Genomic DNA, 23,810 nt, shown 5'->3' with positions numbered 1-23,810 from the left:
GATGAGCGCTCTGGGTGGTTCAGGGAACGAGGATGCCGCGCCCGACGAGCCGACCGGCGTCAAGGTCGGCAATCGCATCCAACGCCGCCTCGAGCGGGTAGACCTTGGTGTGCAAGGCGACCTTGCCCTGCGCGGCGAGGGTCATCAGCTCGACGAGGTCGTTGTAGGTGCCCACGAGGTTCCCGATTACGTTGATCTCCCGCGAGATGATGTCGATTGTCGGTATGCGCACCTCACCGCCGTAGCCGATCACGTACTGCGAGCCTCGGTTGCGCAGCAGCCTCGGCGCGAGCAGCTCTGTGCCGTGCTCGCCGACGTAGTCGAACAGGACGTGCGCGCCGCCGCCGGTGATGTCGAGCACCTCGGCTGCGACGGCCTCGTCGTCGGTCGCCAGGACGGTGTGATTCGCGCCGAGAGACCGAGCGAGCTCGAGCGCCTCTTCGGATCGGTCTACGACGGTTACTTCGGCGCCGGTGATCGTGGTCAGCGCTTGGATGCCGATGTGTCCGAGACCGCCGGCGCCGACGACGACGGCATGCGTGCCAGGGAAGAGCGCGTCGGCTGCCTTCCTTACGGCGTGATAGGCCGTCAGACCGGCGTCTGCGAGGGCCGCGATGTCGCGGGGCTGTAGCGAGGAGTCCAGTTTGACCACGGCGCGCGCGTTCGTGAGCAGCTGATCCGCCATCCCGCCGTCGACGTTGACGCCGGGAAATGTGGCGTTCGCGCAATGGGAGTCCTGCCCGACCCGGCATGCGGGACACAGCCCGCAACTGGTCAGCGGGTGCATGACGACCGTGTCGCCGATGCTCACATTTGTCACAGCAGATCCGACTTCCCGAACCCATCCGGCGTTCTCGTGTCCGAGCGTGTACGGCAGCTGCGGGTGCTGAATCGGCTCCCACTGCCCCTCGATGATGTGCAGGTCGGTGCGGCACAGGCCCGCAGCGCCCACATCGACGATCACGTCCCACGGGCCTTGGATGCGCGGCTCTGCGATCTCATCAATCGTCGGGGGCACCTCGTACTGGTGCAGGCGTACTGCTCTCATGTTCTCTCCTCGTCGAGACAAGACGGTTGCGGGCGCGGACATCGGCGCTTGGGTCCGCAGACGGGCGCTGCGCATCAGCATCGGCGGCTCGGACATCGACCGGAAGCGTCGTTCTCGAACTGTGAGAACGCGCAAGATCGTGCGTCGCAGATCCCCTTCTCACCAACCGGAATGCGGCTTCCCTGGCTGAAGGCGCGGTCAATAGCGTTCCGGCCAGCCGCGCAGAGACCGGCACTCAACCACTCAAAGGAGAGTCGACCATGGACACACTTACAGGGGTATTCGTCTCCGAGATCGTCGGAACCGCCATTCTCCTCCTGCTCGGATGCGGCGTCGTCGCGAACGTCGCCTTGGCCAAGACCAAGGGCAACGGCGGGGGTTTCCTGCTCATCAACATAGGTTGGGGAATCGCGGTGTTCGCAGCCGTGATCGTCGCCTATCGCTCCGGGGCGCATCTCAACCCCGCCGTCACGCTCGGCATCGTCGCGACGGGAGCCAGCGAGTTCGTGCCGGGTGTCGCCGTGAACGGTCTCTCGATCGGCACCTACATCGTCGGCCAGATGATCGGTGCCATGGTCGGTGCATTCCTGGCGTGGCTCGCGTACCGGCAGCACTTCGACGCCGAACCGGCCGCCGCGAGCAAGCTCGCGGTCTTCTCGACGGGACCCGCCATCCGCAGCTATGGGTGGAACCTGGTCACTGAGATCCTCGGAACCTTCGTGCTCGTGTTCGTCGTCCTGGCATTCGGAAGGCACGGTGACGCAGCCGGGCTCGCTGCGCTCGGGGCGTTGCCAGTTGCGCTGCTGATCATCGGCATCGGCGCCTCGCTCGGCGGGCCGACCGGGTATGCCATCAACCCTGCCCGTGACCTCGGTCCGCGCATCATCCACGCGCTCGTGCCGATCAAGGGAAAGGGCTCCAGTGACTGGAGCTACGCATGGGTGCCGATCGTCGGGCCGATCACCGGTGGAGTGCTCGCCGGATTGGCCTCCACTGTGCTGCTTCCGGTGCTTGCCTGAGCACATGCCCGATTCTCACCATTCAAGTACGCCATTGGCACACCCCCGACCTCCTCGTAGCGTGACCTCATGTCGCGTGCAACGGCGCGCCCGCGCCATCACCTCGATCAAAGGAGATTGACCGATGTCCGATTCCCTCGCAGTCAAGACGATCATCAGCCCCGGTCGTTACGTCCAAGGGCGGGGCGCTATCCGCAGGCTAGGAGAGTTCCTCAAGCCACTCGGGGAGACACCGCTGCTCGTCGCTGACGACGTCGTCTGGGGCTTCGTCGGCCACGACGTCGAGTCCTCGCTCACGGCGGCCGGTCTCCCGGTTATCCGTGAGCGATTCGGCGGCATCCCCTCGGCCGCAGAAGTGGACCGTCTGGTCGCGGTCATCCGCGAGCACAACGCCGATGTCATCGTCGCCGTCGGCGGCGGCAGCACGATCGACGCTGTGAAGGCATCCGGGTACCTCGCCGGAATCCGCTGGGTCACAGTGCCCACCGTCGCCTCCACCGACGCACCGACCTCGGCCCTGTCCGTGATCTACACCGAGAACGGCGAGTTCGAGGAGTACAGGTTCTTCCCCAAGAACCCCGATCTCGTTCTCGTCGACACCCAAGTGGTGGCGAACGCTCCCGCCGCGTTCCTAGCCGCCGGCGTGGGAGATGCCCTGGCGACCTGGCTGGAAGCGCGCGCGACCGCGAACGCCCACGCGAACACGATGGCCGGCGGCCTGCCGACACTCACCGGCACGGCGCTCGCACAGCTGTCCTGGGAGGTCCTCTGGGACAACGCGCTGCCCGCCCTGGACGCAGTCCGCGACAATCTGGTCACTCCGGCCGTGGAGAAGGTCGTGGAGGCGAACACCCTGCTCTCGGGCATCGGATTCGAATCCGGTGGGCTCGCCGCCGCGCATGCGATCCACAACGGTCTGACCGCCGTGCCCCAAACGCATGGTCTTGCGCACGGGGAGAAGGTCAACATCGGCTCTGTCACCCAGCTGGTGCTCGAGGGCGCGCCGACTGACGAGATCCGCGCGTTCATCGAGTTCACCACTCGCGTCGGCCTCCCGAACACGCTCACCGAGGTCGGGCTGTCACCGGAGGACGACGCCGAACTGCAGATCATCGCGGTCGCCGCGACGGCTCCCGGAGAGACCATCCACAGTATGCCGTTCGAGATCAGCCCCGCGGAGCTCGTCTCGGCGCTGAAGTCCATCGAGCGCTTCGCTCGGACCGTGCGTTCCGAAGCCGGTCTCGCCTCTCCTGTTCCGCGAGCCCACCACTGACGATCTCCGCGGTCAACCAGCTGACGTGAGGTCGGCCGGTTGACCGCGGAGATATTCTCGGATGTTGAGAAGACATGGTGCTTTTCCGGTCGCTCGGACGCAGAATGTAAGAATGAACACTGGTGTTCTACCCGTTCCCGTCGTCCCAGAGTTGATGCGTGATCGCGATCGACTTGACGGGGTGGCCACGGTGCAGAAAGCACTTCAGCTGCTGGAGGCGATCGCCGATCGTGGAAGCAGCACCGCGCGGGAGCTCTCCGCCAGCCTGGGCATTCCGCTCCCCACGGTGTATCGCCTCGCGCAGGAGTTGGTGAAGCGTGGCTATCTCGTGCATCTGAAAGCCGAGTACAAGTTCGAGCTGGGCTATAAACTGTACGGCCTTGGTGTCTCCCTTCACCGACAGATCGCAGCGTCCTCGGAGGTCCGCGCAGCGATTGATGAGTTGCACAACACAGTGGAGATGGCCGCCTACTTCGCGATTTATCGCGGTGCCGATGTGGTCGTCACCTATGTGTCCGACTGCGCGGAGCACCGTCGCCTCTCCCCGCTGAAGTTCGGGTTCCACGAGGCGGCTCATGCGACCGCATTCGGTAAGATCATGCTCGCCGGTATGAGCATCGAGCAACGCGACGAATACCTCCAAGTGCATGGCACACCCCAACTCGCCGATGCAACCATCGCCGATCGGGCCACCCTCGAAGACGTTCTCGCGAAGGTCGCCCTGCGCGGAGTGGCGTGGGAGAGAGAAGAGTTCATGCCGGGCAAGAGCTGCGCGGCGGTAGGAGTCCGCGGCGCGTCCGGACTCATCACCGGTGCCGTCGCGATCAGCATGGACGCCGACGCAATCGATGGCAGTGAGGAGCGACAGGTCGAAGTCCGGCTCCGCGAGTACGCCGGACTAATCAGCCGCTACTACCGGGCAGAGTCGAACTCGCTCGCGCTCTCCTGATACTGCCGACAGTCCTGAAGCAGCGGCAGATCCCCCTCCTCCGAGTCTGGGTCAACGGGCCGTTGCGGTCGTGTTATGCACGGAGATGATCTCGGCGAGCAGAGCGCGCTGTGCCGGGTCCGCGAACGCCCCGCCAACACCGACGACGGACGCGCCTGCCGAAACGAACTCCCCGGCGTTGCGGCCGTTCATCCCGCCTGTGGCAACGAGCCTCACCTCTGGAAACGGGCCTCTCATCGCTTCGAACCACCCGACGCCGAGCCCAGATGCGGGGAACGCCTTGATCCACGTGAACCCAAGTGCTACGGCGCGCAGGACCTCAGACGCCGTCGCCACCCCAGGGAGGAAGGGGATGGATGCCCGATCGGCCTCCACGATGAGGGTGGGGTCCAGCCCCGGGGAGACCGCGTACGCCGCGCCCTCCGCAATGGCGAGACGGAGCTGCTCGGCAGTCACGATGGTTCCAGCCCCCACCCGCCGTCCTCGCTCGCGTCCCGCGTCGACGGCCGCGCGCAGCGACGGGATGGCCGCCGGGGACTCGATGGGCACCTCGACGTGGGCGACACCTATGTCCCACGCAGTGGCGGCCAGCCGGACCGTGTCCGTGGGCGAGAAGCCCCGGAACACTCCCATCACGGGGCTGCTCGCCAATCCCTCCGTGAACCACGACGGCTGCTGTCTTCCGGAGGGGAGCGGATGTGTCGTGCTCACTGGGGTGTGCTCCCTATCGGATCGTGTGTACTGGGGAAGGGTCGGAAGTCGGCGAGAGTGCCCAGTGTCCATGCCGCGAGTTCGTGCCCGGCGGACAGACGCTCGTGCGACGGATGTCCGCGGAGGTACCCGGCGAGGAATCCTGCCGCGAAGGCGTCGCCGGCGCCGACCGCTTCGACGACCTCGACGCTCTTCGCGGGGACGCGGGTCACATCCCTGATGCCTGATGCCTGGGTGATCTCCACGGCCTCGACCGCACCGTCCTTCACCACGACGTGCGGAACAGTGTCGAAGAGGTTCGCGACGTCCTCGGCGGCGGAGACTCCCCAGAGCAGCTGGGCCTCGTCGAGCCCGACGAAGAGGACGGAGCAGCTGCGCCCCAGCTGCAGGCAGCGCTGCGCCGCATCGGCCTCGCTCCACAGCGCCGGCCGGTAGTTGACGTCGAATGAGACGCAGTAGCCGAGTCCGGAGGCATCGGAGATCACCTGTTCCACGAGTTCGGAGCATGAGGGGGAGATCGCGGCGGTGATGCCGGAGGTGTGAACCCAGGTGGCCGAGCCCATGGGCCATCGACGGAGGTCGTCCACAGACATGCGTGACGCCGCCGAGCCGTCTCGGTAGTAGGAGACGGTCGCATGCCGGCCGGGCAGAGGGTCTTTGAAGTAGACGCCGGTGCGGGCTGAGGGGTCTCGTATGACCCGGCTGAGGTCCACTCCGCGCTCGGCCAGGGCCGTCAGTATCCGGTCGCCCAGTGCGTCGTCTCCCAGGCGGCTGAGCCAGATCGACTCCAGCCCCAGCCCGGCCAGATGCGACGCCACGTTCGACTCGGCTCCGCCTGCGGACACGGTGAATTGATCGCTCGTGGCAAGCGGCCCCGGCGACGATGGGGTTACCATCGCCATCGCCTCGCCGATGCAGAGGACGCGGTGCGTTGCGCCGTTCATCCGATAGACCTTCTCTGCCGCTGCATCCGTCCTGCCTACTTGACTGCGCCAGCGGTGAGACCTCGGACGAAGAATCGTCCGAGAATGAGGTAGAGCACCACTGTGGGTGCCGCGACGAGCACTGCGCCGGCCATCAGTTCGGAGTAGTCGACCGTCGTGGTGCCGATCAGGTTGTTGAGGGTGACCGGCGCCGGCCAGGATGCGGGCGAGGCGAGGATGAATCCGAAGAGGAAGTCGTTCCAGATGTTGGTGCACTGGAAGATGATCGCGACGACGATTCCCGGACCCGACAGCGGGAGCATGATACGCGTGTAGGTTCGCCAGATCCCAGCGCCGTCGATCGCCGCGGCCTCGACGAGCGCGTCCGGGATGCCGGCGTAGTAGTTGCGGAAGATGAGCGTAGTGATCGGTATCCCGTAGATGATGTGCACGACGATCAGCCCGAGGATCGTGCCTTGGAGGTTCAGCATGTTGAGGAACTGGAACAGCGGGATAATGACTGCCTGGAAGGGGATGAACATGCCGACCAGGAGGATGGTGAACAGCACGGTGGATCCTTTGAAGGGGTACTTCGACAGGATGTAACCGTTGAGCGACCCGATCGCCGTGGAGATGATGGCCGCAGGGATCGTGATCTGCAGCGAGTTCGCGAGTGAGCCGTGCAGCTTCTCCCACGCGGATGCGAACGCCTGCAGGCTTGGGGCGTCCGGGAAGGCGAGGAAGAAGCCTGGTGCACCGGTCGTGCCGGACAGCGCAGTCGCGATGATGACGTACACCGGGACCAGCATCAGCGCAGTGCCGAGAACGCAGAGAGCGAGTACCACCCAGCCGCCGACGGTGTGCGGGAGCACGCGCGCGCTTGCCTTGCGTGCCCGGCGGTTGCCGGTCAGCACGGCCCTGGTGGTGGGTTCGACGGTGGTGGTCATGCCGGTCAGGCCTTTCGTTCGTGCCGGTATCCGCGCACGAGGTAGGGGACGATGACGGCGAGGGTCATCACGAGGAGCACGATCGACATCGCGGAGGCCTTGTCGTATCGGCTCGTCAGATAGTTGTAGATGTAGATTCCGGGGACGTCGGTGACAAAGCCAGGACCTGAGCCCGACATGGCGACGACGAGGTCGAAGATCTTGAGGGCCACATGCAGCAGGAGGACGAGGCAGGTCACAGTGGCTGGCCAGAGCTGCGGCAGCACGATGTGGCGGATACGCTGCCAGGCGTTCGCCCCGTCGACGCTCGCGGCCTCCAGGTGCTCTTCGGGGATCGAGCCGAGACCGGCCAGGTACATCGCCATCGCGAAGCCGAGGAGCTGCCAAGCGGCCGCGACGATGATGGGGATCAGCGCGACAGGAACGCCGAGCTGCACCTTCAAGAAGTCCGTCCCGCTCGGGTCGTTCAGCGCCCCGATGATCGTGGTGTCGGTGGTCCACCCCGGGGGGTCTGCTATTCCTATGGCGCGGAGGATCTCGTTGATGCCGGTCGCAGGCGCGAAGATCCATCGCCAGACGACACCGGTGACGATGAAGGACAGGGCGTAGGGGAGGAGGAAGACAGTGCGAAAGAACCCCCGTCCGATGGCGACGTGGTGGATCAGGAGGGCCGCGACGAGTCCCGCGAGGATGGCGATCGCCAGGAAGAGCACCGTGAACACGATGATGTTCCGCAGAGACGATTGAGCGCGAAACTCCTGGAGCATCTCCACATACGTCGCTCCCAGTGGCTCGCGCAGCGAAAGGTCGGCATTGGTGCCGATCTTCCAGTTCGAGAACGAGATGTAGATCGTCACGCCGATGAAGGCGTACACGAAGATGGCGCTGACCAGCATGCTCGGCGCGAAGATCCATGCGGCGCGGCGGTGTGTAGCCGCCAGGTGTGGTCTCACCCGTCTGCGCGTCTTGGGGGTGGTGGCAAGCGTACGGGTGTCGGCCGGCGTCGAGGTCGTCATGAGGAGTCCTCCGTAAGGCGAGAGTGCGGCCCGGCCCGGCCCTGCGGCCGGACCGCATTCCCGCGATGGCGATCTAGCCGAGCGTGGACTGGGCGCCGAGCATCGACGCGATGAATGCGTCGGCGTTACCGTTGCCGTTGAACGTCGTCACTGCGTCGGCGAAGATCTGCGCGACCTCGCCGGTGGATGCCTGCGCGTGTGCGATCGATGACACGATGGCCGCGGTCGCGAAGCTCGCTGCTGCCCCTTGCTGGTATCCGGAGAGCGACGAGACGTCCGCGGTCGTCATCGCCGGGATCGAGCCCTTCTTGGCGGCGAAGGCAGTCTGGACCTCGGGGTCCATCAGGGTCTCGAGCCACAGCTGCGCGGCCTCGGGGTTCGGCACGTTCGTGGCTGCGATGGAGAAGCCGTCGCCGACGTAGTCGAAGATGTCCGTCTCGCCGGGGAACGTCACCCACCCGAAGTCGACCTCCGGCTCGAAGCCCGCGTTGATCAGCTCTCCGTATGCCCAGTCGCCCATGAGGTTCACGGCGCACTCACCGGCGGCCAGCTTCTTCGAGGCCTCATCCCAGGTGAGCGCGGAATGGTCCGGGTTCGACAGGGCCAGCAGCGTCGCGTAATCATCGAGCGCCTGCACGACCTCGGGGGAGTCGAACGAGTACTCGTTGGTCCAGAGGGCGTTCCAGTTGTCAGCTCCCAGCCGAGAGATGAGGGCTGCCTCGAGCAACTGCGCCGAGGCGAAGACGTCCTTGTCGCCGAGGCAGACCGGGGTGACTCCGCTGTCCTGAATCGTCTGCAGGTCGGCGAGCAGCTCGTCGAGTGTGCCTCCGGCTTCGAGCGTCACTCCGGCCTGTTCGAGAACAGCGGGGTTCGTCCAGAGCACGTTGCCGCGGTGGACGCCGATCGGGACGGTGTAGTACCGGCCGTCCACTTGCTGCACGGCAGCGACGTCAGCGGGGACCAGGGCCTCCCAGCCGTTGGACTCCCAGAGCTCGGTCACGTCGCCCAGCTGGCCGCCGGCGACGTAGCTCTCCATCTGGCCGGCGGGGTGAAGCTGCCAGGCGTCGGGCGGATTGCCAGCTTGGAGGCGGGCGGCGAGAGCCTGTTGGGCGTTGGCGCCGCCACCCCCTGAGACGGCCGCGTTCTCGACGTTGAGCGTCGGATCCTTCGCCTTCACCGCGTCGATGAGCACGTTGAGCGCGTCGGCTTCGGACCCAGAGGTCCACCAGGAGGTGATCTCGAGCGTATTGTCACCGCCGCCCGTGTCGTCGGGGTTGTTGGCCGCGCAGCCGGTGAGGGCGGCGACCAGCAGCGCGGCGGATCCGAGGGCGACTGCTGCGGTTGCCTTCCGGTTGATGTGCATGAGTTTCTCTCCTTTGAGTGCAGGTGACACTGAGGCGACTGAGGACTCTCGCACCTGGTGATTTAGTAGATCGATCACGCATATTGGTCCGAATGTACTGCCCCGCGTATCGGTTCTGTCTGCTAGATTGTCATCGAAACGGCGGAAACGCAACAGTTTTCGCCAATCTAGCCGTTGGTGTTTCGATCTACTAGATTACACTCCAACTATCGATCTCGTTCAAACCAAGGACGGTGGAACCGTGAGCAGAACGACGCTGACCGACGTGAGTGAACGCGCTGGAGTGTCTCGATCTACTGCGTCACTCGTGCTGCGGGGAAGCTCACGGATCTCGGAGGCCACGCGACTTCGAGTCGAGCAGGCGATGTCCGAATTGGGGTATGTGTACAACCGGCAGGCAGCGAACATGCGGCAGAGCCGGTCGATGACGCTCGGCCTGATCGCCACGGACATCCGCAATCCATATTTCGCCGAGCTCACCATGGCAGTCGAGGAGGCTGTGCACGATGCCGGCTACACCCTCTTCGTCGGATACAACCGTGACAGCGTCGATCGTCAGCGCGAGCAGATCGAGGCCATGATCCAGCGACAGGTCGACGGTATCCTGCTGCTTCCCTCGATCGGGTCCACTCGCGACAGCGTGGGCAGGCTCGTCTGGACGACGAAGGTGCCGATCGTCCAGTTCTCGCGCTACTTCACGGATGATCTCGACTACGTCGGCCCCGACAACCGAGCCGCCGGTGAGAACCTCGCCGCGCACATCGCATCGTTGGGCAGCGGTTCCGCGGTCCTCATCGGGGGCCCGACCGAATCGTCGGCACGCCGGGAGCGCCTGCAAGGGCTGGTGAGCGGACTCGCAGGGACACAGGTTCGATTCGACCCCGCCGACTCGGTGTCGACGCTGAACATCCCAGACGACGGCGCCCGAGGTCTCGGGGAGTTCCTCGACCGGGGCACCCTTCCGGACAGTGTGATCTGCTACAGCGACGCGGTCGCACAGGGTGTATACGGCGAGCTGAGGCGGCGGAACCTCGAGCCGGGGTCCGCGGTGTCGGTCGCCAGCTTCGACGACGCACCACTGGCCGCGCTCCAGTACCCACCGCTGACATCCGTTGCCACGCACGCGGCAAGCATCGGCAGAAAGGCCTCAGAGTTGCTGCTCGCCCGTTTGCAGGATGGGGACGAACCACCGCGCCGTGTCCTCATCGAACCGACGTTGAAGGTCCGCGCATCGACCGCACTGTGGCGCCCGCGCGGAATCGCGGTGGCGCGATGAGCCGCGGCCTGCGTTGGGGTCTTATCGGCACCAGCGACATCGCACAGACGCGAGTGATCGGAGCCATCCGCGCCTGCGGCGGCGCGGTCGAGATCGTCCATAGCTCGTCGGCCGATCGTGCGGCGACCTATGCTCACGCGAACGGGATCCCGGCGGGAACGTCGGATCTCCCTGCGCTGCTCGCGGCCGAGATCGACGCCGTGTACATCTCCACGACCAACGACCTTCACCACCCGCAATCGATGGCGGCGCTTGCCGCAGGCAAACACGTGCTCTGCGAGAAGCCGTTGGCGATCACCATCCGCGATGCACGCGAGATGATCGAGACCGCCGCGGAGCGCGGACTCGTGCTCGCGGCCAACCATCATCTGCCGGGCAGCCCACTGCATGCGGCAGCCCGGGATCTGGTGCGATCGGGCCGGATCGGCACGGTGCTGTCTGCGCGGGTGCATCACGCCGTCCTGCTTCCTGAACGTCTTCGCGGCTGGCGCGTCGAGTCGGCGGCGCCCGGCAGCGGCGTGATTGCGGACATCACCTGCCACGACGCCTCCGTCCTCAACCCCCTCCTCGGCCGGCCACGACGCGTCGCCGCGCTCAGCGCGCACCAAGGACAGTGGAACGCCGGTGCGGAAGACGCCGTGATGACGGTCATCGAATACGAAGGATCCGCAGGAGAGCGCATCCTGGCCCAGACGCACGACGCGTTCACCGTCGAGTTCGACCGCACTTCACTCACGATCCACGGCACGCTCGGCTCGATCCACATCAGCGACGCCATGACGCAAGACACCCACGGCACGGTCACGCTGACGACCGCAACGGGAGTGGAGCTTATCCCCGTCGACACGTCTCGAGATCTGTACGAGATCATCATCGACGCGTTCACCGCCGCGATCGCGGGACATGGCCAGCCGACCGCCTCCGGTGAGGACGGGTTGGCGGCCTTGCGCGTCGCGCTCGCCGCCCAGGAGTCGGCACGCACCGGCCGCATGGTCGGAATGGACTAGGAGACCCACATGCAGAAAGCCACGATCCTCACCGCACGGGACGCCGCCGATCTCATCCGCGACGGCGATGTCATCACCGTCAGTTCCTCCAGCGGGCTGGGCTGCCCCGACGCTGTGCTAGCCGGCATCGGTCAACGGTTCGCCGAGACCGAAGCACCCCGCAGGCTGACTGCCGTGCACCCGATCGCCGCCGGCGACATGTACGGAGTCAAGGGCATAGACCATCTCTCCATGCCCGGGCTTCTCGCGAAAGTCATCGCAGGCTCGTATCCGTCCGGGCCGTCGTCCTTCGAGCCGCCCAAGATCTGGCAGATGATCGAGAACAATCAGGTTCACGCCTACAACTTCCCCTCCGGCGTGCTGTTCCAGATGCACCGTGCAGCGGCCGCCCACCAGCCTGGCGTGTTCACTCAGGTGGGCAGCGACACCTTTATCGACCCACGACAGCAGGGCGGCAGGATGAACGCCTCCACACCTGCCGAGCACGTTCGAACGGTCGAACTGGACGGTGCCGAGTGGCTCTTCTTCCCCGCCGTCGTCCCGAACGTCGCGATCATCAGGGCGACGACGGCCGACGAGTTCGGCAATCTCACCTTCGAAGAGGAAGGCTCACCCCTCGGCGCATTGGATCAGGCCTACGCGGCGCACAACAACGGCGGCATTGTCATCGCCCAGGTGAAACGGATCGCGCAGGCGTACAGTCAGGCGCCCCAAGATGTCCGCGTTCCCGGCATCCTCGTGGATGCCATCGTGATCGACCCGGATCAGCTTCAAACCACCAACACTCTGTATGACCCGGCGATCTCTGGACAGCTGCGCCAGCCCCTCACGCAACTGCCGCCTGTCCCCTTCTCGCTCGAGAAGGTTATCGCCCGCCGTGCTGCGCAGGAGCTCCAGACGGGAGAGATCGTCAACCTCGGTTTCGGCGTCTCCGCACTGGTGCCGCACATCCTCGTGGAGGAGGGCCTCGCCCAGGAGGTCAGCTGGGTCATCGAGCAGGGCGCCGTCGGAGGCGTCCCACTCCTCGATTTCGCGTTCGGATGTGCGCAGAACCCGGACGCGATCATGCCGAGCATCGACCAGTTCACGCTGCTGCAGGGCGGCGGATTCCATCGATCGATGCTCTCCTTCCTCGAGATCGACGAGCGAGGAAGCGTGAACGTGCACTATCTACCGAAGAAGCGCCACGTCACGGCCGGTGTCGGCGGCTTCGCGGACATCACCTCCTCGGCCCCCGCGATCGCCTTCATCGGTTCGTTCACCGCCGGCCGGCGTGACATCGAATTCGATGAGGGAAGGCTCGACATCCGCAGCGACGGCCCACACACCAAGCTCGTGAAGAACGTCGCCGCCGTCACCTTCTCCGGTCCGAAGGCGCTCGAGCGGGGGCAGCGAGTCACATACATCACGGAGCGCTGCGTCCTCGAGCTGACCAAGCACGGACTCGTGGTCACCGAGGTCGCTCCTGGCGTGGACGTACAGAGAGACATCCTCGATCGCTCCGACTTCACCCTGCACATCGCGGACGATCTGCGCACCATGGACCACGCCTTGTTCCTCGACCGGCCGCTCCAGCTCACCCTCCCGCTTCTGCCGCCTCCGAGCCGGATCATTGCGCTGGACACGCCTCGGGCCGCCTGAGCGGCACTCGAACACCCACAGACTCAAGGACGATCAGATGACCAGCAACACCTACGACTACATCGTGGTCGGCGCCGGCGCAGCCGGCTGCGCCGTCGCACACCGCCTCACCGAGGACCCCGATGTCTCCGTTCTACTTCTGGAAGCGGGTGGCCGCGACTCCTCCTTCCTGGTGCACATCCCGGTCGGCTTCACGAAGCTGACCGGGCCGAAGGTGAACTGGGGGTATGAGACCGTCCCGCAGGCGCAGCTGAACAACCGGGAGATGTGGTACCCGCAGGGACGGCTCCTCGGCGGCAGCACCTCGATCAACGCCATGATCTACATCCGCGGCAACCGGCACGACTACGATCGGTGGGCAGAGCTCGGCAACCACGAGTGGGGATTCGAACAGGTCCTCCCGTTCTTCCGACGCGCGGAGCACAACGAGCGCCTCAACGACGAGTATCACAGCTCGAACGGCGCGATGAACGTCACCGAGCAGGTCTCGCACAACGAGCTGAGCAAGGCATTCGTCCGTGCCGCTCAAGAGCTGGGACTGCCGTTCACCCCCGACTTCAACGGCGCGGTCCAGGACGGCGTCGGCTACTACGACGTCACGCAGAAGCGAGCGCGCCGCGAGAGCGCCGCCACCGCGTACCTGCGTTCGGCCCGCGACCGTCGCAACCTCACCATCCACACCCACGCACTGGCCACCAAGGTCATCGTCGAGAACGGGCGAGCCACCGGGATCGAGTACACGCACGACGGCGAGCCGGCCACAGCCCGGGCGAACAGGGAGGTCGTCCTCTCGGGGGGCGCGGTCAACACCCCGCGGCTGCTGCTGCTGTCCGGGATCGGCCCTGGTGACGAGCTGCGCGCGCTCGGCGTCCCCGTCGTGCACGATCTCCCGGGGGTGGGCAAGAACTTCCAGGACCACATGGACGTGTACCTCACCGCCGAGACGACCGATGTCAGCTACAACCGTTCGGATCGCCCGGTGCCCGCGGCGCTCTCGATGATCCAGTACCTGCTATACCGCACCGGCCCCATCACCGCATCGGTGTGCGAGGCGGGGATGTTCGTACGCAGCAGTGAGGCTGTCGAAGCCCCGGACATCCAGATGCACTGCCTTCCCGCGTACGTGATCGACCACGGTCGGCTCCGCGTCAAGGGGCATGGGATGACCATCAACACCTGCAACCTGCGACCGAAGAGCATCGGATCCGTCACGTTGCGCTCATCCGACCCGTCGGTGCCGCCGGCGATCGACCCGGCGTTCCTCACGGATCCGTACGACTGGAAGATCTCGCTGGAGGGCTTCAAGTGGGGCCGAGAGATGCTCGCGACGAAGGCGTACGCGCCTTACATCAAGAAGGAGCACATGCCCGGCAAGGACGTCCGCACCGACAAGGAGATTCGCGAGTACGTCAAGCAATGGTCCAAGACGGATTACCACCCGGTCGGATCGTGCAAGATGGGCGAGGACGAGATGGCTGTCGTCGACCAGCAGCTGCGCGTACGCGGCGTCGAAGGGCTGAGGGTCGTCGACGCGTCGATCATGCCGACGCTGATCAGCGGGAACACCCAGGCCACGTCCATCATGATCGGTGAGAAGGGCGCACATCACATCCGGCATGGGGCCTCATCCGCCATTCCCGCAGCCGAGTACGTGTGATGTCGGCCACGATGAACGATGCCTCCGGGAGGGTGAGCGTCGCCGTCTCGCGCGGCGGGGCCGTGGCGACCATCCTGATAGATCGGGCGGATAAGCTCAACGCGCTCACCCTTGACATGCTGCGGCAGCTGGAGTGGGTGTGCGAAGAGATCGACCGATCCCCCGCGCGGGTCGTGCTCGTGCGGACGGCTGGCACGCGAGTGTTCTGTGTCGGGGCGGACATCACCCACTTTGCGGGGATCAGCGCTGTCCAGATGTGGCGGGAATGGGTCGCCACCGGTCACCGGGCGTTCGCTCGGCTGGCATCGCTGCGGCAGCCCACCATCGCGGTCGTGGACGGCCTCGCGGTGGGCGGAGGCTTCGAGCTCGCCCTGGCGTGCGACCTTCGCATCGTCGCTCAGCACGCGAAGGTCGCGCTGCCCGAGGGGGGCCTGGGCACGGTCCCGGGGTGGGGTGGCACGGAGCGGCTCACCGAGCTGGCGGGGCGTGCCCGCGCGAAAGAGCTCGTGTTCACCCGCCGCCAGCTCACTGCTGACGAGGCTCAACAGTGGGGCGTTGCGAACCTTGTCGTTGATGCGGCCGAGATCGACGACGAGACCTCCCGCCTGGTGTCCGAGATTCTGCTGTCCGCACCGGTGGCGATCCAGCTCGCCAAGCAGATCATCGACGCTGCCGCGGACGGGGCCGCGAGCTCGGTACTCGAAGCGCTCGCCTCCGGGGTCGCGGCCGGAACGGACGACCTCATCGAAGGAACCAACGCGTTCCGGGAGAAGCGCGCCGCTCGGTTCACCGATTCGTGAGCCGACGCGACCAGAGCGACATGCAGAAGGAGAGATCATGAACCAGGCCAAGAACTACACGCTGTCGGAGATCGAGGCGACCACACTCGAGATGGTCATCGACGGCGAGAGCGTTCCCGCTGCGAGCGGTGAGACGTTCACGCGCTCGAGCCCCGCCCACGACATCGAGGTGTCCACCCTTCCCCGGGGAGACCGCGAGGATGTCGATCGCGCCGTGACGTCGGCGCGCCGGGCGTTGGAGGCCGGATGGCGCACCGTCTCGGGGGCACAGCGGTCCGCGCTCCTGCAACGGGTGTCGGAGCTGATCGTCCGGGACCTGGAGAAGCTTGCCCTCGCCGAGACGCTCGAGTCCGGAAAGCCGATCACCCAATCGCGCAACGAGGTGCGGTCGACCGCGGAGCTGTGGGCGTACTCCGCGAGTCTGGCCCGGCACAACTACGGCGATGCGCACAACGGCCTGGGCGCCGAGACCTTCGCACTGGTCGTCCATGAGCCGATCGGCGTCATCGGCATGATCACGCCGTGGAACTTCCCGCTGCTCATCGTCAGCCAGAAGCTCCCGTTCGCGTTGGCTGCAGGCAATACGGCGGTGATCAAGCCGAGTGAGAGCACCTCCTCGACAACGGTCATGCTCGCCGAGCTCGTCCGCGAAGCCGGATTCCCGCCCGGTGTGGTGAACGTGGTCACCGGGAACCGCCGCGTGGGACAGGCGATCGTCGACCACCCCGGCATCGACATGCTCAGCTTCACTGGATCGACAGCGGTCGGACGCAGCCTCGCCGCGAGCGCCGGACAGAGCCTGAAGAAGGTGGAGCTGGAGCTCGGCGGCAAGAACCCGCAGATCATCTCGGCGGACTGCGACTGGCCCGCCGCCGTGGATGCCGCCGTTTTCGGTGGATACTTCAACGTCGGCCAGTGCTGCAACTCGGGAAGCCGCCTCATCGTCCACCGCTCGATCGCAGACGAGTTCGCCGCCGCGGTCGCGGAGCGCGCGGCCCACGTGCCACTGGGCGACCCGCTGGACAGCGCGACGCAGATCGGTGCGATCGTGAGCGAGGAGCAGTTCGGCGTCATCCAGCGCTACGTCTCGGAAGGCGTCGCCGCCGGAGCCCGCCTGGTCACTGGCGGCGCACCCGCGCGCAGCGACGCGGGGCGGTTCTACCAGCCGACCGTCTTCGCGGACGTCACACCCGACATGTCCATCGCCCGGGAGGAGATCTTCGGACCCGTTCTGTCGGTGCTGCCCTTCGATGAGCTCTCCGACGCCATCCGCATCGCCAACAGCACGTCGTTCGGCCTGTCCGCGGGAATCTGGAGCAACGACATCAACGAGGCGCTCATCGCGGCCCGCGATCTGCGCGCTGGAACCGTCTGGGTCAACCGCTGGATGGACGGCTACCCCGAGATCCCGTTCGGCGGGTACGGCGAGAGCGGGATCGGCCGCGAGCTCGGACGCCAGGCGCTCGCCGAGTTCAGCGAGCTCAAGACCATCCAGCTCCAGGTCGGGCCACGTGACACCCGATGGGTGTCAGCGCCGGACGCGGAGCGAAAGGGAGCACGATGAGCAGTCCCCTCGTCCTTCCCACCGTCCTTCCGCTGGTCCTCCCGAACGACTACCGGCTCCCCGAGTCCTTCGACTCGGTTGCCACTCGCGTGTGGGCGACCGCTACTGCGAAGGTGAACAAGCTCATCTCACAGCATCCTGATCATTTCCCGCTCTACACCGAGGGCGGACGATGGGTCATCGACGGCGAGGCGTGGACCAACTGGTGCGAAGGGTTCCTCGGCGGAGAACTCTGGCTCCTGTCCAGACGGGCACCGGCAGGTCGGGACAGCTTTCACACCGCGGCCGAGCACTACTCCGAACTCATCGAGCATCGGAAGACTGACGACACCGTGCACGATCTCGGGTTCCTGTTCTGGTCGACGTATCGACGCTGGTTCGAGGCGTCCGGTGACCCCGCGAAGCGAGATGTGCTGATCGAGGCAGGCCGGACGACCGCGAGTAGACACCGCACGGTTGGCGGCTACATGCCGAGCTTCCGGCAGCCGGACAGTCTCTTCATCGACATCATGATGAACATCCACATGGCGCTGTACGCCGCGCAGCAGACGGGCGACACGGACCTTGCCGCGGTTGCGATCGAGCATTGCCTGACGACGCGCCGCTATCTGATCCGAGGCGACGGATCGGCGTCGCATGAGGGGATGTTCGACCTCGAGACGGGTGCGTTCCTCCGCCAGACCACGCAGCAGGGCTTCTCCGACGACGGCTCATGGGCTCGCGGTCAGGCATGGGCGCTCTACGGTTTCGGAACCGTCTACCGGTTCACCGGCGATCGAAGGTTTCTGGCCACGGCGATCGCGACGGCTGACTTCTACATCGACAACACTCGTGGCGAGCTCATCCCCCCCAACGACTGGGAAGAGCCAAGTCCCGTCCACTCCTACGAGTCATCCGCAGCCGCGGCCGCTGCAGGTGGCCTGTGGCAGCTCGCCGGATTGGTTGGCGACCCGTTGCGTGCGAGGGTCTATGCCGATCATGCGGTGCGCACGGTGGAACGCCTCGCGAGCCCGCACTTCCTCGCCCGACCGGAAGAGGACTGGGAGGGCATCGTCAAGCACGGGACCTACCACGAGGGCAAAGGGCTCGGGGTTGACGAGTCGGTCATGTGGGGAGACTACTGGTTCCTCGACACCATCGACCAGATGCAGCAGTTCCAGGAGACCGGCTCATGACCGCATCTGCGATCGACACACCTCGGGTCGTGAGCACCGACATTCTGATCATCGGCTCCGGCATGGGCGGCTCGACACTCGCCTGGGGGCTGCGAGAGGGCTCCGAACGCGTGCTCGTGGTCGAGCGCGGCGACCATCTCCCGCGCGAGGCCGAGAACTCCGACCCTGTCGAGGTGCACGTGCGCGGCCGCTACAAGAACGCAGAGGACTGGATCGACGACAGCACTGGCCGCCGCTTCCGGCCCGGTGTGTACTACTGGGTCGGCGGCAACACGAAAGTGTACGGCGCGTGCCTTCCCCGTTTCCGCAGGAGCGACTTCGAGTCCACGCCCCACCACGACGGGGTGTCGCCCGCGTGGCCGTTCTCCTATGACGAGATCGAGCCGCACTACTCGGCCGCGGAGACCCTGTATCACGCCCATGGGCAGTACGGTGAGGACCCCACTGAGCCGCCGCACTCACGCGACTACACCTACCCGCCACTCGAGCACGAGCCGACCATCGAGCGGCTCGCTGCGGACTTCCGGCGGCAAGGCCTTCACCCCTTCCACATGGCGACGGCGCTGGACGTGGACACCGCGGAGGAAAGGGCCGCGTGTACCGGGTGCGACGGGGCACCGTGCGAGACGGGCGCGAAGTCTGACGCCGAGAACCGTGCGCTGCAACCCGCGCTGGACACCGGAAACGTCGAACTGCTCACCCGCACGGTCGTGACCAGGCTGGAGGTCTCCGACGACGGCCGGACGGTGATCGCAGCCCTCGCCGAACGCGACGGCGAACCGTTGAGAATCACGGCCAGGAAGTTCGTCGTCTCTGCCGGCGCCGTCAACTCGGCCGCATTGCTGCTGCGTTCCACCTCACCACATCACCCGCACGGACTGGGCAACGCGACAGGGCTGGTCGGTCGGAACTACATGGTGCACAACAGCACATTCTTCATGGCGATCGACCCACGCCGGACGAACTCCACACAATGGCAGAAGACGCTCGGACTGAACGACTGGTACGAGGGTGGAAAGAGCGCCCGAGGCAACCGGTTCCCTCTCGGCAACGTGCAGATGCTCGGGAAGCTGCGCGCCCCGATGCTCAAGAGCGCCCGGCGTTGGGTGCCGAACTTTGTGCTGCGCTGGATCGCGGACCACAGCGTCGACTTCTACCTCACCACCGAGGATCTCCCTAGACCCGAGAACCGCATCGTCACCACGGACGGGGATGTTCGCGTGCGCTGGCAGACGACGAACATGAAGCCGCACCGCGAACTCGTGCGGCGGATGAGGCAAGCCGTCCGCCGAGCCGGCTATCCGATCGTTCTGACACAGCGCATGGGGATCGAGACCAACTCACATCAGTGCGGCACCATCGTCGCCGGGGTCGAGCCCTCAACGAGCGTGCTAGACCCCAACTGCAGACTCCACGAGGTCGAGAACACCTGGGTCGTCGACAGCTCCTTCTTCCCATCCTCGGCTGCCCTCAATCCGGCGCTCACCATCGCGGCGAATGCGCTCCGAGTCGCGGAGAGGATCGGATCCACATGAGATCGACCCAGCAAACGAGTCGTGGAAATGACAGCCTCGCGAGCGTCCTCGTGGCTTCGGCAGTGACCGCTGCACTGCTTGTCGCCAGCCTCGCTCCACCGACCAACCTTCGTGAAGCGAGCGGCCAAACCTCGATCAGCACGACGTCCATCTTTCGGGTGTTGGTGCCCATCCCATACTGTGCGCCCTCAGTCGGCTGCGCATCCCCCAGCGAAGACCTGCACGTCCCATAGCGGGGATGCTCCCGGTGCTCATCCCCGGCAAGTCACCCGTCAACGAGACTCAGGCGCACGACGTTAGCGGTAGGCCTCATCGGTGCTCGCGCTGGTCGTCAGGTGCTCCTGCCATGGTGTTCCTGATCGCCGCCGCCCAGGTCGGCGCCGTGCGCGACGCTCTGCAGGTCCTCCCGGTCGTCGTGCTCGCCGCGGTGGTGTTCTTGGTCCTCGCCGCTGCTCTCGCCAAGCTCACGGCCGTCACCCTGCGGCTGCCTGCCGTGCAGGGCTGCACTCTCGCGTTCAGTTTCGGGACTCGGAACTCGTTCGTGGTGCTCCCGCTTGCGCTCTCGCTGCCCGCGGGATGGGAGATCGCGGCGATCGTGATCGTCATCCAATCCCTCGTCGAGTTGCTTGGCATGGTCGCCTACTTTGTGGCTCGTGCCCCGGTGGCTGTTCCGCGATCAGAATGCCCGGGTGCTGCCTGGATCAACGCTGGGCGATATAAGCGGACCCACTGCGTGAGGTCAGCGTCGCCAGCAGATGGCGGTGTTCGGTGCGATCCCGACCATCCCCGCCAGAACGGGCATAGCCGCGGCGAGCTGGAACAGCTGTAGGGGTCTTTCGGAGGAATCCGCCATTTCGCGTGGAATCTCCGGCTCGAAATCGCTGCCAAGTGCCGTGGATTCCCGGCCTCCTCCGCCATCTCGAGCGGGAACCTACAGGCCGAGCTTTCCCTCACCCGGTCGATGCAGGAGGCTCACGGTTCCCGGCCCTACGCTTGTGAGCTATGGTGACCGCCCCATCCACCGAGAGTGACGCCGACACCGGCTCACGAGCATCCGCTTCACCGTGGCTCGCACCCATCGCGCGTGCCATTCCGGCCCTCATTGTCGGCCTGGTGATCACGTTCACGCCCGACCATTCGGCCAGTATGGGCCTCGTTTCGCTTGGCATCTTCGGTGCCGTGAGTGCCGTCGTGCTCGTCCTGACGACGCTGCGCCTCGGCGCCGGTGAACCGCTGCGGTCACTGCACCGTGGGCTGTCGGTCATCGCGGCCGTCGCCGCCGCCGCCGCGTTCGCCCTCGTGGCAGGTCTCGAGGGAAACCTCCTGCCCTTCCTGCTGCTTACGCTCGGCGCGTACGGCGTGTTCGCGGGCGCCTATGAGGTCGTGTGGGGTCTGCGCCACCGCGGCATCTCGCCGCTCGCCCGTGACGGCATCACCGTCGGCGCGGGCACGGTCATCCTTGCGTTGATCCTCGTCGCCGTGGGCGACTCGGTCAGCGCCGTCGGCTTCTTCGGCGCCTACGCTGTCATCGTCGGCGTCTACCTCGTCATCGCCGGCTTCAGCGCGAAGTGGGCCGACACCCCCAAGGAGCACCCCGCCTCATGACCGACAAGACGCCCCGCCGCGAACGACTGCGCCCCGGCGAGCTCGTCGGCCTCGCCGCCGTCGTCGCCGCCTTCATCGGCCTCATCATCTTCATGGTGACCCGTGACTGGCTGCTCGCCGTCATCTTCTTCGGTGCGACCTTCGTCATTGACCTGCTCGTGCTCGCCATGCTGATGCTCGCGGTCACACCCAATAGGCCGGCCGATGGTGAGCGCTGGGCGGCCGAGCAGCAGGGCGGCGAGCAGCAGTAGCGCTCGCCGCCGTTAGCGCTCGACGTAGCCGGTCAGCTCGTCGGCGAGCCCCGCATACGTGGCCGGGGTCAGGGCACGGAGGCGCGCCTTCGCGTCGTCCGAGACGTCCAGCCCGTCGACGAACGCCCGCAACTCGTCGCCCGATACGCGGTGGCCGCGCGTGAGCTCCTTCAGCAGTGCGTACGGGTCACTGATCGTGGAGCGGCCCGCCGTCACCTCGGCGCGAATCACCGTCTGAATAGCCTCGCCGAGCACCTCCCAGTTGCCCTCGAGATCGCGGGCGAGCGCATCCTCGTCGAGAGCGATTTCGCCGAGCCCCTTCACGATGTTGTCGAGTGCGAGCAACGCGTGGCCGAGGGCAACGCCGATGTTGCGCTGTGCCGACGAGTCGGTCAGGTCGCGCTGCAGGCGCGAGGTGACGAGTGTTGACGCGAGCGAGTCGAGCAGCGCTGCCGACAACTCGAGGTTCGCCTCCGCATTCTCGAAACGGATGGGGTTGATCTTGTGCGGCATCGTCGACGAGCCCGTGGCGCCCTCCTGCGGGATCTGCCGGAAGTAGCCCATCGAGATGTAGGTCCAGACGTCGGTGCAGAGGTTGTGCAGCACTCGGCCGACGTGCGCGATGCGCTGGTAAAGCTGCGCCTGCCAGTCGTGAGACTCGATCTGCGTGGTGAGCGGGTTCCACGTGAGGCCGAGGTGCTCGACGAACTCCTTCGATGACGTTGGCCAGTCGTGCGTCGGGTCGGCGGCGACGTGGGCGGCGAACGTGCCGGTCGCGCCCGAGAACTTGCCGAGGTATTCGACCTCGTCGACGCTCGTGAGCAGCCGCTCGAGGCGGTGCACGAACACGGCAAGCTCCTTGCCCATGGTGGTGGGCGTGGCCGGCTGGCCGTGGGTGCGCGAGAGCATCGGCACGGCGCGCCACGTGAGCGCGCGCTCGCGCAGCGCCTCGACGACCGACCGGGCTCGGGGCATCCACTCACCGGCGACCGCGTCGCGGATCGTGATGGCGTACGCGAGGTTGTTGATGTCTTCGCTCGTGCAGGCGACGTGGGTGAGCTCGGCGAGGTCACCGAGTCCGATCGCGGCCAGGTGGTCGCGCACGTGATATTCGACGGCCTTCACGTCGTGCCGCGTGACCGCCTCGCGCGCAGCCAGGGCGGCCACGTCGTCATCGCCGAAGCCCTCGACGAGTGAGCGCAGAGCGACCTTCTCATCGTCGGTCAGGCGACGCGCGCCGAGCAGTTTGCGGTCGGTGAGGTGGATGAGCCATTCGACCTCGACGTGCACCCGCGCGCGGTTGAGCCCGGCTTCCGACAGGTGGCTGCCCAGGTCGCCGACCTGGCTGCGGTAGCGGCCGTCGAGCGGGCTGAGCGGTTGCGGGCTGAGGGTGGTCATCGGGCTCCCTGTCGTAGTGCGGGTTCGAGCTGCTGAAGAAGGGCGCGGCACGATCGTTCGATCACGCTGAGCACCTGGGCGAAAAGGTCGGCGTCGGAGTAGTACGGGTCGGGCACGTCGACTCCCGCGCCTTCCGGGTCGACGTCGGTGATGATCTGCACGCTCGCGCGGGCGTCCTCGCTCGGTGCCCAACTGCGAAGAATGCGCTCGTGCCCCCGGTCGAAGCCGATCACCAGGTCGTGGGTGACGAACCAGGCCGGGTCGAACTGTCGGGCGCGGTGGTCGTCGGCCTCATACCCGCGACGGGCGAGCGCGTCCACGGTGCGCGGGTCGGCGGGCTCACCCACGTGCCATTCGCCCGTGCCGGCCGATTCAACCGTGACGAGCTTCTCGTAGCCGCGTTCGCGGATCAGCTGCCGCATGACCGCCTCGGCCATCGGTGAGCGACAGATGTTGCCGGTGCAGACGAAGCAGATGCGGAAGACCGGCGCGAGGGGGCGACCGTCCGCCTCCGCGTCCTCGTCCGATTGGCTGCTCACCCGCCCATTCTGCCGGGAATGCCGAAGGCCCGACACTCCTCCCCATCCTCGATGTGCTCGAATACGACCCCACGCGGCAGGCACGGGATGCTCGCCGTCGCGCCGGCAAGGCA

The 23,810-nt window shown here is 66.2% G+C and carries 22 protein-coding genes and 1 pseudogene; 15 read left to right on the top strand and 8 right to left on the bottom strand.

Features of this window, described 5'->3' with window-relative positions:
• Positions 1-19 precede the first annotated feature (19 nt).
• A complete protein-coding gene (locus tag CPY97_RS00920; RefSeq protein ID WP_096420029.1) occupies positions 20-1,048 on the bottom strand; it encodes an NAD(P)-dependent alcohol dehydrogenase in 1,029 nt (342 codons plus the stop codon).
• Between the two features lie 260 nt (positions 1,049-1,308).
• Between CPY97_RS00920 and CPY97_RS00915 the strand changes: the two genes are divergently transcribed.
• From CPY97_RS00915 to CPY97_RS00905, 3 genes are all read left to right on the top strand, one after another.
• Positions 1,309-2,067 (top strand): MIP/aquaporin family protein, encoded by a 759-nt coding sequence (locus CPY97_RS00915; protein WP_096420027.1) that lies wholly within the window; start codon positions 1,309-1,311, stop codon positions 2,065-2,067.
• 124 nt (positions 2,068-2,191) lie between these two features.
• Positions 2,192-3,340, top strand: a complete 1,149-nt coding sequence (locus tag CPY97_RS00910) for a glycerol dehydrogenase (protein ID WP_096420025.1) — start codon at positions 2,192-2,194, stop codon at positions 3,338-3,340.
• 112 nt (positions 3,341-3,452) lie between these two features.
• Complete coding sequence (locus tag CPY97_RS00905) at positions 3,453-4,289, top strand: IclR family transcriptional regulator (protein ID WP_161494031.1); 837 nt, start codon at positions 3,453-3,455, stop codon at positions 4,287-4,289.
• Between the two features lie 51 nt (positions 4,290-4,340).
• Here the strand turns inward: CPY97_RS00905 and CPY97_RS00900 are convergent, their stop codons facing one another.
• The 5 genes from CPY97_RS00900 to CPY97_RS00880 form a co-directional block, all read right to left on the bottom strand.
• The gene (locus CPY97_RS00900) at positions 4,341-5,000 is read right to left on the bottom strand and encodes a bifunctional 4-hydroxy-2-oxoglutarate aldolase/2-dehydro-3-deoxy-phosphogluconate aldolase (protein WP_231923986.1); all 660 of its coding nucleotides are present in this window, start codon (positions 4,998-5,000) and stop codon (positions 4,341-4,343) included.
• On the bottom strand, positions 4,997-5,944 hold the full coding sequence (locus tag CPY97_RS00895; protein ID WP_096420019.1) for a sugar kinase: 948 nt from the start codon (positions 5,942-5,944) through the stop codon (positions 4,997-4,999). Before CPY97_RS00895 ends, CPY97_RS00900 begins: the two co-directional genes overlap by 4 nt.
• Before the next feature lie 35 nt (positions 5,945-5,979).
• Entirely contained in the window at positions 5,980-6,870 is an 891-nt protein-coding gene (locus CPY97_RS00890) for a carbohydrate ABC transporter permease (protein ID WP_096420017.1), read from the bottom strand.
• A 5-nt stretch (positions 6,871-6,875) separates the two neighbouring features.
• Entirely contained in the window at positions 6,876-7,886 is a 1,011-nt protein-coding gene (locus CPY97_RS00885; protein WP_096420015.1) for a carbohydrate ABC transporter permease, read from the bottom strand.
• 73 nt (positions 7,887-7,959) lie between these two features.
• Positions 7,960-9,249 (bottom strand): ABC transporter substrate-binding protein, encoded by a 1,290-nt coding sequence (locus tag CPY97_RS00880; protein WP_096420013.1) that lies wholly within the window; start codon positions 9,247-9,249, stop codon positions 7,960-7,962.
• Between the two features lie 241 nt (positions 9,250-9,490).
• On the opposite strand from CPY97_RS00880, the pseudogene CPY97_RS13855 reads away from it, so the two are divergent.
• The 12 genes and pseudogenes from CPY97_RS13855 to CPY97_RS00825 form a co-directional block, all read left to right on the top strand.
• Positions 9,491-9,625: pseudogene (locus CPY97_RS13855) on the top strand (LacI family DNA-binding transcriptional regulator); the annotation flags it as partial.
• Positions 9,626-9,655: 30 nt separating this feature from the next.
• Positions 9,656-10,525, top strand: coding sequence for a substrate-binding domain-containing protein (locus CPY97_RS00875; RefSeq protein WP_231923985.1), 870 nt, complete (start codon positions 9,656-9,658; stop codon positions 10,523-10,525).
• A complete protein-coding gene (locus CPY97_RS00870; RefSeq protein WP_096423248.1) occupies positions 10,522-11,532 on the top strand; it encodes a Gfo/Idh/MocA family protein in 1,011 nt (336 codons plus the stop codon). Before CPY97_RS00875 ends, CPY97_RS00870 begins: the two co-directional genes overlap by 4 nt.
• 9 nt (positions 11,533-11,541) lie before the next feature.
• Positions 11,542-13,173, top strand: a complete 1,632-nt coding sequence (locus CPY97_RS00865; protein WP_096420009.1) for an acyl CoA:acetate/3-ketoacid CoA transferase — start codon at positions 11,542-11,544, stop codon at positions 13,171-13,173.
• A 37-nt stretch (positions 13,174-13,210) separates the two neighbouring features.
• The gene (locus CPY97_RS00860) at positions 13,211-14,830 is read left to right on the top strand and encodes a GMC family oxidoreductase (protein WP_096420007.1); all 1,620 of its coding nucleotides are present in this window, start codon (positions 13,211-13,213) and stop codon (positions 14,828-14,830) included.
• A 32-nt stretch (positions 14,831-14,862) separates the two neighbouring features.
• Positions 14,863-15,630, top strand: a complete 768-nt coding sequence (locus CPY97_RS00855) for an enoyl-CoA hydratase/isomerase family protein (protein ID WP_231923984.1) — start codon at positions 14,863-14,865, stop codon at positions 15,628-15,630.
• Between the two features lie 37 nt (positions 15,631-15,667).
• Entirely contained in the window at positions 15,668-17,194 is a 1,527-nt protein-coding gene (locus CPY97_RS00850; RefSeq protein WP_096420003.1) for an aldehyde dehydrogenase family protein, read from the top strand.
• Positions 17,191-18,369: a glycoside hydrolase family 88 protein gene (locus CPY97_RS00845; protein ID WP_096420002.1), complete on the top strand. Its 1,179-nt coding sequence runs from the start codon at positions 17,191-17,193 to the stop codon at positions 18,367-18,369. The genes CPY97_RS00850 and CPY97_RS00845 overlap by 4 nt, the downstream gene beginning before the upstream one ends.
• Before the next feature lie 29 nt (positions 18,370-18,398).
• Positions 18,399-19,904 carry a GMC oxidoreductase gene (locus CPY97_RS00840; RefSeq protein ID WP_231923983.1) on the top strand — a complete coding sequence of 502 codons (1,506 nt, stop codon included), beginning with the start codon at positions 18,399-18,401 and terminating at the stop codon, positions 19,902-19,904.
• Positions 19,905-20,250: 346 nt separating this feature from the next.
• Positions 20,251-20,733 (top strand): hypothetical protein, encoded by a 483-nt coding sequence (locus CPY97_RS00835; RefSeq protein WP_197702236.1) that lies wholly within the window; start codon positions 20,251-20,253, stop codon positions 20,731-20,733.
• Between the two features lie 173 nt (positions 20,734-20,906).
• The gene (locus CPY97_RS00830) at positions 20,907-21,509 is read left to right on the top strand and encodes a hypothetical protein (protein WP_096419998.1); all 603 of its coding nucleotides are present in this window, start codon (positions 20,907-20,909) and stop codon (positions 21,507-21,509) included.
• On the top strand, positions 21,506-21,760 hold the full coding sequence (locus CPY97_RS00825; RefSeq protein WP_096419996.1) for a hypothetical protein: 255 nt from the start codon (positions 21,506-21,508) through the stop codon (positions 21,758-21,760). The genes CPY97_RS00830 and CPY97_RS00825 overlap by 4 nt, the downstream gene beginning before the upstream one ends.
• Before the next feature lie 12 nt (positions 21,761-21,772).
• Here the strand turns inward: CPY97_RS00825 and purB are convergent, their stop codons facing one another.
• On the bottom strand, positions 21,773-23,158 hold the full coding sequence (gene purB / locus CPY97_RS00820; RefSeq protein WP_096419994.1) for an adenylosuccinate lyase: 1,386 nt from the start codon (positions 23,156-23,158) through the stop codon (positions 21,773-21,775).
• Positions 23,155-23,697 carry a low molecular weight protein-tyrosine-phosphatase gene (locus tag CPY97_RS00815; protein ID WP_269457827.1) on the bottom strand — a complete coding sequence of 181 codons (543 nt, stop codon included), beginning with the start codon at positions 23,695-23,697 and terminating at the stop codon, positions 23,155-23,157. Before CPY97_RS00815 ends, purB begins: the two co-directional genes overlap by 4 nt.
• Between the last annotated feature and the right edge of the window lie 113 nt (positions 23,698-23,810).

The sequence above is a fragment of the Microcella alkaliphila genome (assembly GCF_002355395.1).
GTDB classification, from domain to species: Bacteria; Actinomycetota; Actinomycetes; order Actinomycetales; family Microbacteriaceae; genus Microcella; species Microcella alkaliphila_A.
The sequence above is the reverse complement of the archived record's forward strand: the minus strand, read 5'-3'. Positions and strand labels throughout refer to the sequence as shown.